The 19048-nt window shown below is 39.4% G+C and carries 14 protein-coding genes; 8 read left to right on the plus strand and 6 right to left on the minus strand.

What is annotated here, in order from left to right; genetic code table 11:
• Positions 1-51: 51 nt before the first annotated feature.
• The 6 genes from porN to topA form a co-directional block, all read right to left on the minus strand.
• Entirely contained in the window at positions 52-963 is a 912-nt protein-coding gene (porN, locus tag BGO42_RS00490; protein WP_273245149.1) for a type IX secretion system ring subunit PorN/GldN, read from the minus strand.
• 53 nt (positions 964-1016) lie between these two features.
• A complete protein-coding gene (porM, locus tag BGO42_RS00495; protein ID WP_273245147.1) occupies positions 1017-2561 on the minus strand; it encodes a type IX secretion system motor protein PorM/GldM in 1545 nt (514 codons plus the stop codon).
• Between the two features lie 42 nt (positions 2562-2603).
• The gene (gene porL / locus BGO42_RS00500) at positions 2604-3242 is read right to left on the minus strand and encodes a type IX secretion system motor protein PorL/GldL (RefSeq protein ID WP_273245180.1); all 639 of its coding nucleotides are present in this window, start codon (positions 3240-3242) and stop codon (positions 2604-2606) included.
• An 85-nt stretch (positions 3243-3327) separates the two neighbouring features.
• Positions 3328-4728 (minus strand): T9SS ring complex lipoprotein PorK/GldK, encoded by a 1401-nt coding sequence (gene porK, locus BGO42_RS00505; protein ID WP_177729966.1) that lies wholly within the window; start codon positions 4726-4728, stop codon positions 3328-3330.
• Positions 4729-4870: 142 nt separating this feature from the next.
• Positions 4871-6022, minus strand: a complete 1152-nt coding sequence (locus tag BGO42_RS00510) for a formimidoylglutamase (RefSeq protein WP_273245145.1) — start codon at positions 6020-6022, stop codon at positions 4871-4873.
• Between the two features lie 2 nt (positions 6023-6024).
• Positions 6025-8544: a type I DNA topoisomerase gene (gene topA, locus BGO42_RS00515; protein ID WP_273245142.1), complete on the minus strand. Its 2520-nt coding sequence runs from the start codon at positions 8542-8544 to the stop codon at positions 6025-6027.
• A gap of 425 nt (positions 8545-8969) precedes the next feature.
• Between topA and BGO42_RS00520 the strand changes: the two genes are divergently transcribed.
• The 8 genes from BGO42_RS00520 (at position 8970) to secG (ending at position 18982) form a co-directional block, all read left to right on the plus strand.
• On the plus strand, positions 8970-10535 hold the full coding sequence (locus BGO42_RS00520; protein ID WP_273245140.1) for a vitamin K epoxide reductase family protein: 1566 nt from the start codon (positions 8970-8972) through the stop codon (positions 10533-10535).
• A gap of 175 nt (positions 10536-10710) precedes the next feature.
• A complete protein-coding gene (locus tag BGO42_RS00525; RefSeq protein ID WP_273245138.1) occupies positions 10711-12906 on the plus strand; it encodes a peptidase domain-containing ABC transporter in 2196 nt (731 codons plus the stop codon).
• 29 nt (positions 12907-12935) lie between these two features.
• Positions 12936-14231, plus strand: coding sequence for an HlyD family secretion protein (locus tag BGO42_RS00530; RefSeq protein ID WP_177729979.1), 1296 nt, complete (start codon positions 12936-12938; stop codon positions 14229-14231).
• Between the two features lie 151 nt (positions 14232-14382).
• A complete protein-coding gene (gene miaB, locus BGO42_RS00535) occupies positions 14383-15828 on the plus strand; it encodes a tRNA (N6-isopentenyl adenosine(37)-C2)-methylthiotransferase MiaB (RefSeq protein ID WP_273245136.1) in 1446 nt (481 codons plus the stop codon).
• A gap of 51 nt (positions 15829-15879) precedes the next feature.
• Positions 15880-17148 carry a sigma-54 interaction domain-containing protein gene (locus BGO42_RS00540; protein ID WP_177729981.1) on the plus strand — a complete coding sequence of 423 codons (1269 nt, stop codon included), beginning with the start codon at positions 15880-15882 and terminating at the stop codon, positions 17146-17148.
• Positions 17149-17162: 14 nt separating this feature from the next.
• Positions 17163-17669 carry an LptE family protein gene (locus BGO42_RS00545; RefSeq protein ID WP_273245134.1) on the plus strand — a complete coding sequence of 169 codons (507 nt, stop codon included), beginning with the start codon at positions 17163-17165 and terminating at the stop codon, positions 17667-17669.
• A gap of 18 nt (positions 17670-17687) precedes the next feature.
• Complete coding sequence (locus BGO42_RS00550; RefSeq protein WP_273245133.1) at positions 17688-18569, plus strand: tetratricopeptide repeat protein; 882 nt, start codon at positions 17688-17690, stop codon at positions 18567-18569.
• An 11-nt stretch (positions 18570-18580) separates the two neighbouring features.
• Positions 18581-18982 (plus strand): preprotein translocase subunit SecG, encoded by a 402-nt coding sequence (gene secG / locus BGO42_RS00555; protein WP_177729984.1) that lies wholly within the window; start codon positions 18581-18583, stop codon positions 18980-18982.
• Positions 18983-19048 lie beyond the last annotated feature (66 nt).

Here is a 19048-nt window from a genome sequence, read left to right on the forward strand (position 1 = left end):
ACTCTTACCCAGGAAGGTAAGAGTTTTTCATAAAATTGGAGAAATTATTTTTTAGTAATTCCACATATCTTGTTCAAAGTTGCGGATTTTTTCTTTTACACGCTCAGATTCCAATAACTGCATTTGAGCATTTTCTTTTACATATTCTTCAATTTGTCTATCGCCGTAAACATTTTCTTCTCTGTAGATTACTCCACTAAAGCGTCTTGAGTTTAACAGGTGATCAAACGTAATCGGCATTGCTGAGTTTTTATCATTGAAGGCCTTGTTTGCATGTAACACATCTCTTGCAGACGGGAAGTAAACCCAGAATAATTCGATGTATTCTTTCTCCTCTTTGTCCATCGTATAAACATCCGGTACAATAGGACAGATTCCTAACATTCTGTATTTTAATTCACCTTGACGGGTATCAAAATACCAATAACCTACAATTTTATAATCAGAAACGTCACTTGGTCTGATTTCGGTTTTGTTGATATACTCTTCCGAAATTTTCGCTCCTGCTTTTTTCTGTTTTGCGGTAAAGGTGTTGTATTGCTCTTTACCGGCATCAGTAGTGTCAATTCTAAACAGGGAAGCTTCGATATCTTTTAATGATTTTTTAGTTGTAAAATAACTATCATCATAGATTTCAGTAAGCTTATTGTTTTTAATTCCGTCAACCAAAACCTCATAAAGCGGTTTTCTGTCCGGTCCTAAATTTCCATCTACAGGATAATATAAAGGAAAATTAACTCTTTCATCAAGGTCAACAATTTCCCAGATTTTCTTCCCCATTAAAACATCACGATCATCAACATAACCATAAGGTAACGGCTTGTCATTATCAGCGTTTAATTGTGCTGCGGTTTTTTTACCGATATCAGCCGGGGTTTTTGCATTCAAAAGATTAGACTGTGCAAAAGTTGCAATAGAACTAAAAGTAAATGCAATTACTAATGAAAAATTTCTCCAATTCATTTTTTATTCTTTATAAACTATTAAAGTAATTATAAACTCAAACTTGGTCGTTTTTATTGTACTTCAAATGTACAAGGTGCAACTCTTTTTGGCATTTGATCTAATCCAACGAATTTAGCTTTGATCTCAGAGATAACTACGATATCACCTCTACCAGCTTTAGCAATAGCAGCTTTAGCTCTTGCATCCATTTTGTTACCTGATACTACAATTGTAGGCTGACCTGGCACTTTAATGTTAAATTGTGTTACGTTAACAGAAACCGGGAAATCGAAATCTTCTAATTCAGCAGAGATTGTACAAACCTCTAAGTTCGATTTAGCTCCTTTAGCAGCAACCTCACCACGGATTTTTCCAGTTGGAGCAGGTAAACCTTTGATTCTGAAAACTTCTTTACTACTGAAAGATTTTCCATCAGGCATAGTAGCGCTAACATTAATGGTTACATCGCTTCCAGCTCCTGGTGTAAGGTTATATTGACCTGGTTTTCCAGTAGATGCCATTCCAGGTGCAGATGCTTTAACTTTATCAGAAGAGATACCTGGTACAGAAACCGAAATAGGGTTCGATACACCACGGTAAACAACTTTCATTTTGTCAGCAGATACAATTGCCTGGTTTGGTTTTGGAACTACAACGTAGTTTCCTGCAATTTCGATTTCAACTGGTTTGTTGTCTTCCATGAAAGTAAACTTACCTTTGATATCTTTTTCACCAACGCTACCAGCAGCCATTTTGAAAATAGCAGAACCATTTTCGATAGATGTTGAAGCACCGTTTACAGAAACTGCTTTTGGAACTGTAGACTCGTCATAACGACCTAATACTACACGTCCTGTAACTTGCTCTCCCTGAAAGAAAGCTGATTTATCCATCATTACGAAAGCTTTATAGTTTTTCATAGATGCAGCTGCCATTGCAGTGTTACCCATGAAAGCATTATATAAGCTTGCTTCAATTCCTTTAACGTCATTTTGCATAGCCGTTAATTTTGTTAAAGAAGCGATAGATGGGAATCCTTTATAATGATAATCTAAGAATTTTTTAGTAACTCCTTCTCCGTCTTTTACATCAGCTGTATTGAATTTAGAATCAATCTCTCCAACAATAGCTTTGTATTTTGCGTCGTTTCCAATTACAGCTTTCATATCAGCTCTGTACTTGTCGATAGCAGCTACAATTTCTTTTCCTTTTTTAGAATAACCGTCACCTTCAAACCAACCTTCGTCGATTTTGTCACCTTTATCCATTGCCTCATAAGGTAGTTTTCCATTCTCACCTTTTTCAATTCCTGTTGTTACATCAGTTTTAAGTTTACCGATATAATCGTAGAAATTTTTAGTGATAACAGCTACTTCATCAGCCATTTTTTTTGCAGCACCGAATTGAGACGGGTTATCAGCTGCTTTAGTACCAAGTGCGCTTAAAATCTGTGAATTCGTTTCTACTGCAGCAGAGTTTGCTGTTTCGAATTTTTCATTCATCAAACCAAAAGCTGATAGAACTTCTTTTGACATGTTTAATGCCAACATCGCGATGAAAACCAAGTACATCAGGTTAATCATCTTCTGTCTAGGGGTTAATTTTCCTCCTGCCATTTCTTCTAATTAGTTTTTAAATAGATTAATAAATGCAACTAATTAGTTTCTGTTGCTCATTGCAGAAAGCATTCCGCCATATACGTTGTTTAAAGAAGATAAATTTGCAGTCAATGATTGCATTTGATCTTTTAATTTCAAGTTGTTTTCAGCAACTTCTTTGTTAATTTCAGCATTACGGGTAGCGCTTTCTAACTGAACTTTATACATACTGTTTAAAGATTCCATTTGAGCAGCTGCCATTGACATTTCTTCAGCATATTTTTTAGTAGAAGCAACTGAATCAACTGTTGGAGCAATTCCTTTAGCTGCAGCTTCGAAGTTTTTGATGCTGTTTCCTAAGCTAGACATTAACTCTCCGTCAATTTTAGCTTCTTTTAACATGTTGTCTAATTTTTGAGATAAAAGACCTTGAGCTTCTGTTGGGTTTTCTGCTTTTTTAACGTCTCTTTTCTTAGCGTCTCCACCTGCTAATTCAGGGTAAACCAATGACCAGTCTAATTCTTTTTCAACTGGATCGAAAGCAGATAATGCGAAGATAAATGCTTCAACTCCAAGACCGATAATAAGCATCGCGCTTGCACCTGGCCAGTGCATTAATTTGAATAACGCTCCGATGATTACCACTGCTGCCCCCATACCATAGGCAAAATTCATAACTTTTTTAGGTAGTGCCATAATAAAATAAAATTTTAGTTAGTTAAGTTAATTATAATTAAAAATTGGTTAAATTTTAAAATTGAGTTAAGTTGAATGATTCTGATAATTAGTTGGGTCTGTTTCCGGTTGCCTGAGCTCCCATGTAATCCTGAACTGTTCTGAATCCGATGTAGCTTCTTGCCGTATCTGCATATTCGAAGTTACGGGTACCTACCTGTAAGTAGTAAGAAACATCTTTCCAGGATCCACCACGTACCACTTTACGTTGGTTTTTAGCATCCGGTACATTTGGATTCATTGTCGATACGTAATCATAAGCTGCAGCATCATAAGATGAATCTGTCCACTCGGCTACGTTACCAGACATGTTGTAAAGGTTGAAATCATTCGGCTCGTATGATTTAGCTTCAACAGTGTATAAAGCACCGTCTGCTGCATAATCTCCACGGCTTGGCTTAAAGTTTGCCAAATAACATCCTCTATCATTGTGAGTATACGGTCCACCCCAAGGATAAGCTGCAGATTCCAGACCACCTCTTGCAGCGTATTCCCACTCTGCTTCAGTTGGTAAACGGAAAGAGTTTACCTGATCTCTTCCTTTTTTCTTTTTGATGTAAGAGTTTTTATTTAATGTTCTCCAAGCACAAAAAGCCTTAGCCTGTTTCCAGCTAACTCCAACTACAGGGTAATCCCCGTAAGCCTGGTGCCAGAAATAGTCATTATGCATTGGCTCATTATAAGAATACGCGAAGTCTTTAATCCAAACGGTTGTATCCGGATAAATCAACTGGTTTTCTGTTTTAATGAATTTACCTCTTTTAGATCTGCTGCTTGTAGTGCTCTTATCTTTAGCAGCCGCCTGAATGTCCATCCAGGTATAACGGAATTTTAACTTCGACACGTCGAAAGTTCTCAAACCGTTGTATGATTCACTCGCTGGTAAATAAAGTGAATCCATTACCTCAACATAATACTCATCCGGGTATTTCTGAGGGTCAGCATGCAACTTCACTTTTCTGTTAAGACGTCTTCCAGCATACGGATCTTCATCTGTACCTACGCTGTAATAATTCTCATACATATATTTGTCGTATGCAGACATTTTTGCAGGATCCTGGTCACTGAAAGCAAAGTCACCGATGCTTCCTCCTTTGTTACCACCAGTACCTGGCTTCATCCCTTGCTCATCAGCTAAAATAGCCAATCTCACACGGATTGTAGAATCTTTTACCCATTCGACAAATTGACGATATTCACTATTCGTAATTTCCGTCTCATCCATGTAAAAGGAACGAACTGTTACCGTTTTTGTCGGTGCGTCCTGAACGTTAGCTAAATCATCATCTGACTTACCCATGATAAAAGCGCCACCAGGAACTAAAGTCATACCATACGGCTTTTCCGGATGCCATTTCTTTCCTTTAACTCCTACCAGCTCACCTCTGTCGTTAGAACCACAGCTGAAAAACAATGATACAACAGCTGTTAATGCAATGAACTTCTTCATATAAATTTGGGTTAATAGTATTTATATTTTTAAGGGCGTAAACCTATTTATTTATTTTCTAAAAAACAAAGATTTTATTAAAAAAAACTTAAAAAAAACAATAAAACACAATTTAGGCTTTAAATAACCGTTTTTTAAACAATTATACCATATTTTTCTTTTGCGCCTTCCACCAACGCTCTGGAATCTCATGGTTTGTGGCACCTAGATAATCCTCATATGTGCAAGGTAATAACGTGTTTCTTTTTAATTTATTGTTAAAACTTGTTAAAAAAGGTATTTCTATCCACCAACGCTCCGTTTTATCGCTTTTATAGAAGATTAACTCTTCGTCTTCCAGCGGCACGATATACTTCAAATAGTCCTCACGGCTGCCAAAAGGATATTCTTTCGAACGGTAGTGAAATCCTTCAATAAAATACCAGATAATCTGTCCGATTAGAACGGCTTCACTCTTCGAATTATTGTGGTTAAAAACACCAAAAGAAGTTACCTTATCGCTAATTCCCGCATAACGCGAAAGCACGCAGATTTCCTTACCGTTAAATCCATTTGGAATAAACTGTGTGAAGTTCCCGGAATCGCTTGATTTTACCGATGTAAGATCAAGACTTACCAGATCGGCATCCCTGAAAACAGGTTCTGCAATGGTTGAGTTATTGCAAATCTCACCCAGGCGGTAGGCATCGAAATACAGTTTTTCAATCAGATCAATTTCTTCCTGTGAGTTAAAATAGGTCTGATAACCGACATTACTATAGTTAAACAAATTATTAGGCTCTTCCACGATCATTTTGGTCAGAAAAGAATGCGCCGCTAATTGCTCTTCATCTTTTTCAAAATCAAACTTACTGTCAATTGCCACTACATTTACCATTTGTTCCAACTGGTCGTAGGCTCTGTAAATGGCATAGGTCAGGTCTTGAGAACCACCTATAACGATCGGGATAACACCGTTTTTTATCAAATGTGCCACCGCAGTACGCAGCACATAATAAGTATCTTCAGAAGAACTTCCTGCCACCACATTTCCTAAATCTACGATCTGTGCATCCCAGTTTCCCGGGAAAAGGCTGTAAAATTCTTTTCGGATAGCAGTCAGATCCGTATGTTCATTATGACCTTCAAAGCCTCTGTTTTCATGCACTCCGATAATGGCAATGGCAGCGTTTTCAATATTCGGAAAATCCGTTTCTGTATGAAAAACCACTTTTCTCCCCAGCGTTTGCACGTTAAGGCTCTGAATAAATTCTAAAAAGTCAGCATCAACCGGCTGAATATAATCAAATGCCATTTTTATTTCTTTTTAGTAGTTGTTTTTTTAGCTGCCGGTTTTTTCGCCGCAGTCGTTTTCTTCGCTGCTGTTTTTTTAGCCGGTGCTTTCTTCTCAATCAACTCCTTCACTTCTTCCAGTGTCATTTTTCCGGCATCGACATCTTTGGAAAGCTCAATCTTAACCTTTCCTTTCAGGATTACAGAACGTCCCCATCTTGCTTTTTCAACACGGATCCCTTCTTCTTCCCAATTGTGAATTACCTTATCGATATCTTTCTGTAATTTCTCTTCAATCAGTTCCACAAGATCCGATTGTGATAAATTATCAAAATTGTATTTTTTATTAACGTTGATAAACATACCGTTCCACTTGATAAAAGGTCCGAAACGGCCCACTCCTTTTTGTACCGGCTCATTTTTATACGTCCCGATAGGAGCATCTGCCTGTTCTTTCTCTTTGATCAGTTCCATAGCGCGCTCTAACGTAACATCCAAAGGTTCTTCGCCTTTTGGCAACGAAATAAAAGCACTTCCGAAACGCACATACGGTCCGAAACGACCGTTGTTTACCTCTACATCTTCTCCTTTATAGGTACCTAAATTTTTAGGCAGTAAAAACAGGTTAAGCGCTTCTTCCAGCGTTATGCTTCCGATATTCTGCTCCGGACGCAAGCTTGCAAATTGTTTGTTATCGTCATCGACATCGCCAATCTGAGCCATCGGCCCGAATTTCCCTAAACGAACACTCACCGGTTTACCGGATTTCGGATCCGTTCCCAGGATTCGTTCCCCTGATTCTCTTTCGGCGTTTTCTTCTACATTTTTAACGGTAGGATGGAAATGATTATAAAAATCACGCATCATCATCGCCCAGTCTTCATTTCCGGCAGCAATCTCATCGAAGTCCTGCTCTACTTTTGCCGTAAAATTATAATCTAAAATGGTTTCAAAATTCTTAACCAGGAAGTCATTTACAATGATACCGATATCGGTAGGAACCAGTTTCCCTTTGTCGGAACCGAAGTTTTCTTTTAATTCCTGACTTTTTACCTCACCGGCTTTTAAGGTTAACAGGGCATATTTACGCTCCTGACCTTCAAAGCTTCCTTTTTCTACATAATTTCTATTAATAATCGTAGAAATTGTCGGCGCATAGGTAGACGGACGTCCAATACCAAGCTCTTCCAGTTTTTTAACCAGCGAAGCTTCCGTATAACGTGCCGGCGGACGGGTGAAACGCTCCGTAGCAGTGATATAATTGTTGGTCAGCTTTTCATTTACTTTTAAAGCCGGCAACATTCCTTCCTGTTCTTCTTCCTCATCGTCATGTCCTTCCAGATACACTTTCAGGAATCCTTCAAAAAGCAATACCTCTCCGGTTGCCCCGAATATTTCTTTATGATTGCCTGCTTCGATCTTCACATTCGTACGCTCTAATTGCGCATCACTCATCTGGGAAGCCAATGTTCTTTTCCAGATCAGATCATACAAACGTGCCTGGTCTCTGTCGATATTCACAGTATGGCGCGACATATCCGTCGGACGGATAGCTTCGTGCGCTTCCTGTGCTCCTTTGCTTTTGTTAGCGTAATTTCTGGGCTTGCTGTATTCCTTACCATACGATTTGATGATTTCTGCTTCTGCAGCAGCCATCGCTTCCTGCGACAGGTTCACACTGTCCGTTCTCATATAGGTAATTAATCCGGCCTCATACAGACGCTGCGCCATCATCATTGTAACACCAACCGGGAAATACAGCTTTCTTGCCGCTTCCTGTTGTAATGTTGATGTGGTAAAAGGAGCTGTTGGTGATTTTTTAGTCGGTTTTGTTTCCAGGTCCGATACTTTATACTGGGAACCGATATTTTGTTTTAAGAAAGCTTCCGCTTCCTGTTTGGTTGCAAAGTTGTGTGGTAATTTTGCTTTAAAGGTTTTTCCGGCTTCGTTTGCAAATTCAGCAGTAACGCTATACGATCCTTCGGCTTTAAAGCCCTGGATTTCACGCTCACGCTCTACAATTAAACGTACGGAAACCGACTGAACACGTCCGGCAGATAGTCCGCCTTTTACTTTTTTCCATAAAACAGGCGATAATTCATATCCTACCAAACGGTCTAAAACTCTTCGCGCCTGCTGGGCATTCACTAAGTTATAATCAATACCTCTCGGGTTCTCAATTGCCTTTTGTATTGCCGTTTTGGTAATTTCATGAAAAACAATACGTTTTGTTTTGCTCTGGTCCAATTTCAATTCTTCTGCCAAATGCCATGCAATAGCTTCTCCCTCACGGTCCTCATCGGAAGCCAGCCAAACGGTTTCTGCCGACTTCGATAGATCTTTAAGTTTTTTAACCAGAGCCTTTTTATCGGAAGAAACTTCATACTTTGGTTTGAAATTATTTTCAACATCCACCCCAATTTCTTTAGAAGGCAAGTCGGCTATATGCCCGTAACTTGATTCTACCTGATAATCTTTTCCTAAAAATTTTTCTATAGTTTTTGCCTTTGCAGGCGACTCAACGATCACTAAATTCTTTGCCATACTTCTACTGTTTGTCCGGCAAAAGTATATGATTTTTTTAAATATTACATTTTTGGTTTTCTAAAACACAATTATTTTATGAGGATACAACACCTGTAACAGGCATAATCTTCTTTTTCTTTAAGAAATAAATTACGACTTCTGTCTTAACGCAAACCCGGTTTTTAAGGCATCGTTTCCACCGGCCGGCATTAGCCAATAAAATACTATATTCCAACAGTATAAAACTAAAAAGCGCTGTTACAATCCAATTTCTCCCACTGTAAAAACCGCATCCTGGCCTGGTTTTTCACGGTCTTTTTCGTTTCTTATTTCTAAAATATGCAGAAATAATCAAAAAAATTAACATTTAAAATTTTGGAGCCACGCACTTTATGATGATTTTTGATAAAACAATTCTCACTTATTACTAAAATAATCACGATATGCACTCTTTTTTAAATCTTATAAATGATTTCCTAAATAAAAATCTGCATTTCTTAGACAAAGAGGATTTAAACCTTCAGTTGTTATCCCATGAAGATTATCCGAGTTTTCGTTCGGTTTCCGACACTTTCGACTATTTCGGAATAGAAAATCTGGTAGCCAATGTACCGGTGGATGCTTTGGAACAGTTACCGAAATATTTTATGGCTTTAATCAACGTGGACAAAAAGGACGTTATTGTTTCCGTTCACAAGACCAAAAGCTATATTAAATGCAAAAGTGCCGACGGTAAAAAATCGGCCTACAGCTATCCCGATTTTAAAAAGATCTGGCCCGGAACGATAATCGCTGTTGAAAAAAACGAAAAACCGGAATCCAAAAGAGAAACGTCCACACTTCTTGCCTTCGGCTGTGCGCTGGTGTTGTCCTTATTATTATTTGTCTTTCCGTTTTCCTTACCGGTTACAGCATTAGGAGTGCTTTCTGCTTTAGGTATTTTTTTAAGCGTCCTTATTATTAAGGAAGAACTCGGAATTCACGACAACCTGTCTTCCAGAATATGCAGTTCCCTTAACGAGAAAGGAAGCTGTTCCAAGATCATTACCTCATCGATACAATTTTTAGGGGTGATTTCACTGAGTAATGCCACAGCGGTTTTCTTTATTTCACAATTCCTCATATTGCTTTTTGCCGGTTTTGACAGTATCTTTTTTACGGCACTTTTACTTTCCTCCATACCGGTATTGCTTTTTTCGCTATACAGTCAGGCGTTTATTCTAAAACAATGGTGTGCTTTGTGCCTGGGTATTGTTTTAATATTACTGGCCGAAATTGCAACCGTTTTTAGCAACATCGCTCCTTTTGAGATTAATAGCAGCTATATTCTTAAAGCGCTCCTTATTATAACACTTACCTATTTAGGGGTCTTTTATGCCAAAGCGCTTTTAACCAAAAGTATTGCGCTTAAGAAAACAAAAATCGATTTCCTGAAATTCAAACGAAATCAGGGTTTATTTTTCACTTTACTTCACAAGAAACAACTGGAAAAGAACAACAGTATTCCGCAGGAGTATATTTTAAGTTTTGGGTCAAAAAACCCGGTATTAACCATAAACGCCGTTACCAATCCGCTTTGCGGCTATTGTACGGATGCCTTTAAGGCATATTACAATCTTTTGGAAAAACACGGAAACGATATTCAGATCAATTTTGTTCTCAGTGTTCCGTTTGAACGAACGGATAATGTCGCGACAAAAATCGCAGCCAGTTTTTCGGAAGCCTATTCCGGTAATAAAGACACCGCACTCTCCATTTTAAAAGAATGGTTTGATGAAAAAGATATTCCGCAATGGGAGAACAGATCTGTACCGGTTCCTCAGCACACACTGGATTTACTGACCGCGCATCGAACCTGGTGTGACAACCACAGTATTCATTATACGCCGGCAACTTTTATAAACGGCTACCATTATCCTGCCGAATATACCTTACAGGAGTTTTCTTTATTTGCCGAGCAAATGATCGAACAGCTTCGTGAAGACACGGTTTTGGTTTATCAAAATTAAGGATTTTTACCAACAATTTTGACACGATCAGTACAATTCATAAATATTTAAAAGAAGAAATCACAATTGACCACTTTCCTTAACAATATTTATATATTTGTCAATACAGAATTATCCTCAAACCAAAGAAAACAATAATTATATCTCACATCTTGTGCAATAATTTTAATAAATAATGTCGCAATTCCCATTCTACAAACAAGCCGATTCCAAAGACTGTGGTCCCACATGTCTTAAAATAATTGCCAAGTATTACAAGAAAGTCATCAACATTCAGGAATTAAGAACATTAGCGGAAACAACCCGTGAAGGAAGTAATCTTTTGTCGCTGAGTGATGCGGGAGAAAGAATCGGATTTCGCACCTTAGGGGTTAAAATTTCACTGGAGCGCCTGCAGGAAGTTCCGCTTCCCTGTATCCTGCACTGGAATAACAACCATTATGTTGTACTGTATAAAGTCAAAAAAAACAAACTTTATGTTTCCGATCCGGCACACGGTTTATTAGAATATGACAACGAAGAGTTTTTAAAATTCTGGATCGGCAATAATGCAACACCTTCAACAGAAGAAGGGATTGCGCTGTTAATCGAACCTACTCCTAAGTTTTACAATACCGAATTTGATACCAACGACAGCAACAGCGCTTTTGGCTTTGGCTTATTGTCGCGTTATGTCCTTCGCTATAAATCCTTTTTATTACAGCTGATTATCGGATTACTGGCTGGCAGTATACTGCAGCTGATTTTTCCTTTTATGACACAAAGCGTCGTAGACGTTGGTATTCAGAACCAGAACATCCACTTCATTTACCTGTTATTAATCGCGCAGCTCTTTTTGTTCTTCGGAAAAACCGCCCTGGAATTTATCCGAAGCTGGATCTTGCTCCATTTATCGACACGTATTAATATCTCTTTAATATCCGACTTTTTCATCAAGCTGATGAATCTGCCGATCTCCTTTTTCGATGTCCGGATGACCGGAGACATCATGCAGCGAATCAGCGACCATCACCGGATTGAACGAATACTGACCACCTCCTCTTTGAGTGTGTTATTTTCGTTTATAAACATGCTTATCATGGGTGCCGTTCTGGCCTATTATAACCTGACAATCTTTATGGTATTCTTTGTCGGCAGTTTTTTCTATTTCGGCTGGGTTATCCTATTCCTGAAAAGACGTGAGGCATTAGACTACAAACGCTTTTCGGAAGTGAGCCAGGAACAAAGTAAAGTAATTGAGCTGATCAACGGAATGCAGGAAATCAAACTGCACAATGCCGAAAAGCAAAAACGCTGGGGCTGGGAATACATACAGGCACGTTTGTTTAAAGTTTCAATGAAAAGCCTGGTGCTGGAACAAACGCAGAGTATCGGTTCCAATTTTATCAACGAATTAAAAAACATCCTGATTATCTTTTTGTCGGCTAAATTAGTTATCGACGGACAGATCACTCTGGGGATGATGATGGCGATAAGTTCTATTGTAGGAAACCTTAACGGACCGATCGTACAGCTGATCGGATTCATCCGGGAAGCGCAGGATGCTAAAATATCGCTGGCGCGTTTATCGGAGATTCATGACAAAGAAGACGAATCGCAGGATGAAGACGAAAAAACACATGACTTCCCGAAAGACGAAACCCTTTCCATTAAAAACGTGTCGTTCCGATATACCGGTTCCGACCTGTTGGTACTGGAAGATGTCACCTTAACCATTCCGGCTAAAAAGGTAACGGCCATTGTAGGGGTCAGCGGAAGTGGTAAAACAACCTTAATGAAAATACTGCTGAAATTCTACGAACCAAACAGCGGTGAAATATTACTGGGCAGAACCAACCTGAAAAACATGTCACAAAAAACATGGCGGGCACATATTGGCGCGGTAATGCAGGAAGGATATATTTTCAATGACACTATTGCCAATAACATTGCTTTGGGTGCCGACAAGGTCGACAAGGCAAAATTATTATACGCAACCGATGTTGCCAATATCAGGGATTTTATTGACGAACTTCCTTTGGGCTTCAATACTAAAATCGGGATGGAAGGTATCGGAATGAGTACCGGGCAAAAACAACGTCTGTTAATCGCCCGTTCCGTATATAAAAATCCGGAAATGCTCTTTTTTGACGAGGCGACTTCGGCATTGGATGCCAATAACGAAAAAGTAATCATGGAAAAACTGGATGTGTTTTTTAAAGATAAAACGGTAGTGGTTATTGCCCACCGTTTGAGTACCGTTATGAATGCCGACCAGATTGTCGTTTTAGACAAAGGCCGGATCATCGAAGTGGGAACCCATGAAGAATTAGTCAGCTTAAAAGGCAATTATTTTGAACTGGTAAGAAACCAGCTTCATTTAGGATCATAAAAAGATATTGCAACAAACAAAAAGATACAATGCCTCAAAAAAAGAGAACCGATTTAGAATTAAGAAGCGAAGAAGTACAGGAAATACTGTCTGAAGTGCCACATTGGATGATCCGATGGGGAAATATCGTTATACTTACTATTATTGTATTGTTAATCATACTGGCATGGTTTATCCGTTATCCGGACATTATTACAACAGAAATCGCGATAACCACCCAAACACCGCCTGAAAAACTGATTGCCCGTTCTACCGGTAAAATTGAAAAGATATTCATTGAAAACCGCAAAATGGTCAAACAGCATACGCCTTTGGCAGTTATTGAAAACACTGCAAATTATAAGGACGTATTTCTTTTAAAAAGCATCACGGATTCCCTGAAGATGAACAACAGCTTTAGCTTTCCATTCGAAAAATTAACCGCCCTGCAGTTGGGTGACATTTCCAGCGTGTTTGCCATATTCGAAAAAGACTATGCCACCTACGAACTGAACAAAGACTTACAGCCTTACCGTGTGGAAGACACTGCCCAGCGATTTGAATCGGTGCAGCTAAAAGAACGTATGGAACTTTTAACCCAGCAGGTTTCTATTGCCCAAACCGAATTACAGCTGAAGAAAAAAGAACTGGAACGCTACAAACGTTTGTACGAAAATGGCGTTATTGCCTCACAGGAATGGGAAACCAAAAACATTGATTACCTTCAGAATGAGAAAAACATCAAAAGCCTGAATTCCCAGATTTCCCAGATTCATTCCTCCTTAAATGAATTGAACCGAAGCAACAAAACAACCAAAATAAACGAAACAAAAGACCAGATCACGTTCTTCAGAAACATGGCACAATCGTACAATCAGCTGAAAAAAGCGATTAGCGACTGGGAACTGGCCTATGTGCTTCGTGCTTCCATTCCGGGAGAAGTGTCCTATTTACAGATCTGGAAAGAGAACCAGACCATCACAACCGGCGACAATGTTTTTACCGTTATCCCGGATTCCAAATCCCGCTATATCGGAAAAGTAAAAGCCAGAACAACCAATTCCGGTAAACTGAGAATCAACCAGAACGTGAACATCCGCCTGTTAAACTATCCGGACCGCGAATTCGGGATTGTAAAAGGAAAAGTAAAATCCATTTCCTTAACGCCGGACAAAGAAGGTTTCCTTTTAATTGATGTCTCGCTACCAAAAGGACTGGAAACATCCTATAAAAAGAAGATCATCTTCCAGCAGGAAATGAGCGGAACGGCAGATATTATCACGGAAGATCTACGATTACTGGAACGATTGCTGTACCAGTTCCGGGACATTTTCAAACGTTCCTGATCCCCGAAAGCGCTTTTCATCCTTTTTTAAAAGCTTCGCCAACAGCAAAAATCAGATTAAAATTGATGTTAAACAAAGCTGTCATCTTGTCAGAAAACAAAATTTAATAGTATCTTTGCCGATTAGAAGATTTACACTCTTATAGCGATATATGGAAAAGGTTATTGAAGAAAACAAGCAAGGTACCAGTCTTGTTTTAGAACAAAAAGAAGGAAATACAAAAAAGCTCTTTATCGAAAGTTACGGTTGTGCGATGAATTTTTCCGATAGCGAAATTGTCGCGTCAATTTTAGCTAACGAAGGATTTAATACGACCCAGAAACTGGAAGAAGCCGATTTGGTTTTGGTTAACACTTGTTCGATTAGAGATAAAGCAGAACAGACTGTTCGTAAACGTCTGGAAAAATACAATGCCGTAAAAAGGATTAATCCGGGAATGAAAGTGGGTGTTTTGGGCTGTATGGCCGAACGTCTGAAAAGTCAGTTCCTGGAAGAAGAAAAAATCGTTGATATGGTTGTTGGTCCGGATGCCTATAAAGACCTGCCAAACCTTTTAAAAGAAGTCGAAGAAGGCCGTGACGCCATCAATGTAATCTTATCCAAGGATGAGACCTACGGCGACATCTCCCCTGTTCGTCTGCAAAGCAACGGGGTAACCGCTTTTGTTTCCATTACCAGAGGATGCGACAACATGTGTACCTTCTGTGTCGTTCCGTTTACCCGTGGCCGCGAACGCAGCCGTGAACCGCAAAGTATATTAGAAGAAATAGCAGACCTGGCAGACCGTGGCTTTAAAGAAGTAACACTTTTAGGTCAAAACGTTGACAGCTATTTATGGTATGGCGGCGGATTGAAAAAAGATTTCGAAAAAGCAACCGAAATGCAAAAGGCAACTGCTGTAGATTTTGCACAGTTGCTGGACATGTGTGCTACGGCGCATCCGAAAATGCGTTTCCGCTTCTCAACGTCCAATCCTCAGGATATGCACGAAGAAGTGCTGCACGTAATTGCCAAGCATTATAACATCTGTAACTATATTCACCTTCCGGTACAATCGGGAAGCACCCGAATCCTGAAAGAAATGAACCGCCAGCATACCCGTGAGGAGTATATGGCTTTAGTTGATAAAATTAAAACAATCCTTCCGGGTTGTTCCATATCGCAGGATCTTATTTCCGGTTTCCCTACAGAAACGGAAGACGATCACAAAGACACCCTGAGCCTGATGCGCTATGTACAATACGACTTCGGCTATATGTTTTCCTATTCGGAAAGACCGGGAACCCTTGCTGCCAGAAAAATGGAAGACGATGTTCCGGAAGAAGTTAAAAAACGCCGTTTACAGGAAATTGTTGATTTACAACAGGAATTAAGCTACGAAAGAACTTCCCGATTCTTAGATCAGACCGTGGAAGTATTAATCGAAAAGCCTTCCAAGAAATCCGATGCCCATTGGTCCGGAAGAAACCCGGAAAATACCGTGGTGGTTTTCCCTAAAGAGCATTATAAAGTAGGTGATTTCGTTATGGTTAAAATCAACAGCTGTACTACAGCCACACTAATTGGCGAGCCGGTAGGTTATTCGGAGATGAATTAAACCGCAGCCCGCCCGACCCAAACTATCACCCAAAACAACACTGTTATTACCATGGAAAGTATTCAAGCCATAAAACAACGATTTGAGATTATCGGAAACGATCCGAAACTCAACCGTGCCATTGAAAAAGCCATTCAGGTTGCCCCGACGGATATATCAGTACTGGTAACCGGAGAAAGTGGTGTTGGTAAAGAAAGTATTCCTAAAATAATTCATTCCCTTTCTCACAGAAAGCATGGAAAATATATTGCCGTAAACTGCGGTGCCATTCCGGAAGGAACCATCGACAGTGAACTTTTCGGTCACGAAAAAGGGGCTTTTACCGGAGCGACTTCAACCCGTGAGGGATATTTTGAAGTAGCCGATGGCGGAACCATTTTTCTGGACGAAGTCGGAGAACTTCCGTTAACCACCCAGGTGCGTCTTTTGCGTGTTCTGGAAAACGGGGAATTCATTAAAGTGGGATCTTCCCAGGTACAGAAAACAAATGTCCGCATCGTTGCCGCAACAAACGTAAACATGTTTGATGCCATCGAAAAAGGAAAATTCCGGGAAGATTTGTATTACCGTTTAAGCACTGTGGAGATCATGCTGCCGCCTTTGCGGGAACGCAAAGAGGACATTCATCTTCTTTTCAGAAAATTCGCTTCCGATTTTGCCCACAAATACAAAATGCCGCCATTAAAACTGGACGACGGTGCCGTACAATGGCTTATGAAATACCGCTGGGGCGGTAACATCCGTCAGCTGCGCAACGTAGCCGAGCAGATTTCTGTATTGGAAACATCCCGCGACATTTCGCTGGCAACCTTACAATCCTATCTGCCAATGGAAGGCAACAACCTGCCTTCGGTAATAAAGGAAAAAAAATCCGAAAGCGATTTCAGTACCGAACGGGAAATCTTGTATAAGATCCTTTTTGACATGAAAAGCGATCTGAATGATTTAAAAAAGCTCACTTTAGAGCTCATGCAAAACGGCAACTCAAACAAAGTACAGGAAAGCAATAAAAACCTGATTCAGCGCATTTACGGCTCCAAAGAAGAGGAAGAAATTCCATTTGAAAGCCAGGCAAGCCTCGAAGCGATTCCTGTGCCGGTACAAAACATTCAGGAAGAATTTGACGATGATGACGACGACCAGAATTATCTTTTTGCCGAAACCGTTGAAGAAGAAGATTCCCTGCGTTTAGACGAAAAAGAAATCGAACTCATCAAAAAAGCACTGGAACGCAACAAAGGAAAAAGAAAAGCTGCCGCAGACGAATTAGGCATTTCCGAAAGAACCTTATACCGAAAAATAAAACAATTCGATTTGTAATTGACAACGCCCGTATGAAAAATATAAAATACATCATTACCCTTTCCTTAGTACTGATTGTAAGCAGCTGTTCTGTGTACAATTTTACCGGAACCGGAAAGATTGACGCCAAAACATTTCAGGTAAATTATTTCCAGAACAATGCCGCATTGGTAGAACCGGGAATTGAAAGAACGTTTACATTAGAGCTACAAAAAATCATTCAGAACCAGACCAATCTGAGTCTTACCAATACCGGAGGTGATTTGATTTATGAAGGGGAAATTACCGATTACCGGATTACGCCAATGGGCTCAACTGCCGATCAGCGTGCTTCGCAAAACAGGCTTTCCATTACCGTAAATGTACGCTTTACCAACAAAAACAAAGCTGATGATGATTTTGAGAACAAGAAATTCTCTTTTTATTATGATTACCCGGCCGATACACAATTAATCGGTGCCAAATTATCAGAAGCCTTAACGGTGATTTTCGAAAGAATAACACAGGATATCTTTAATCAGTCCTTAGCAAAATGGTAAACCTTTAATTCAGACGATTTGAACGTAAACGATTTAACCTATTTACTCAACAAGCCGGAAACCATAGGCGGTAAGCAAACCATCAGTTTAGAGGGTATTTTGCACCAATTCCCCTATTTTCAGTCGGCAAGAGCCATTCACCTGAAAGGACTGTACAATGAAAACAGTTTTCGTTACAATTACGAATTAAAGAAAACAGCTGCTTATACGACAGACCGAAGCATCCTGTTCGAATTTATCACATCAACGAACTTCACGGCTATCCAGAAGGCTTTCTTTGACGAAAAAGAAGCCGTTATTAACGACATTATCGTTAACCAGCATAAAGTGGTTATACCGGAAGAAGAGAAACCGCTTCCGAAAGTAGATCCGTTAGAACAGTCTATACTAACTTCTATTAAAGTAGCCGAACCGAAGGCTCCGGAACAACCTGAAGCAACACTTCCGGAACCGGTACAGCCGGAAATTCCAACGGCAACTGTGGAAGAAAAACTGGAAATCGGAAAACCATTAGAATTCTCCAAAGAGGAGAAACATTCTTTCCAGGAATGGCTGCAATTGGCAAAATTCAGCCCGATTGACCGTGAAAATACCGTTAATGAAGAAGAAATTGACGAAGAAAAAAAGAAAAAATCAGAATTGATTGATAAATTTATTGAAGCCAATCCGAAAATAGTTCCGAACCGGAATTCTCCTGTAACGCCTTTAAATATTGAGAAAACGCCCCAGGACAACTCCTATTTAATGACCGAAACTTTGGCAAAAGTTTATCTCGAACAAAAAAAATATCAAAAAGCGATACAAGCTTATGAAATATTAATTTTGAAATATCCAGAAAAAAGTCATTTCTTTGCAGACCGAATTTCGGATATTAAGATATTACAACAAAATAACAATTAAAAAATTATAATATGTTTTCAGTTTTTTTAGTATTAATAACAATTGTATGTTTTTTACTTATCATCGTAATCATGGTTCAAAACCCTAAAGGTGGAGGTTTATCTTCAAGCATTGGTGGTTCGCAAATGATGGGAGGCGTTCAGAAAACAAACGACTTTCTTGATAAAAGTACCTGGACATTAGCAACTTTATTAATTGTATTGATTTTATTATCCAGCTTAAGCTTCACAGGAAGTATGGGTGATAACGGATCGAAACTTATTGACAACAGTACACCTGCTCCGGCGGCTCCGGCAACAAAACCAGCTGCAGCAACAGGAACAGCAGCTCCGGCTACAGAAAGTGCAGCGACGCCAGCTACAACTGACGCAGCAGCTACAACACCGGCAGCGACTGAAGAAGCAAAAAAATAATTACTATAAACAGTATATAAAAAATGTCAGCCTGTCAGTGCTGGCATTTTTTTTTGACAAAAACCT

It is taken from the genome of Flavobacterium sp. 40-81 (assembly GCF_001898245.1).
Classification (GTDB): domain Bacteria; phylum Bacteroidota; class Bacteroidia; order Flavobacteriales; family Flavobacteriaceae; genus Flavobacterium; species Flavobacterium inviolabile.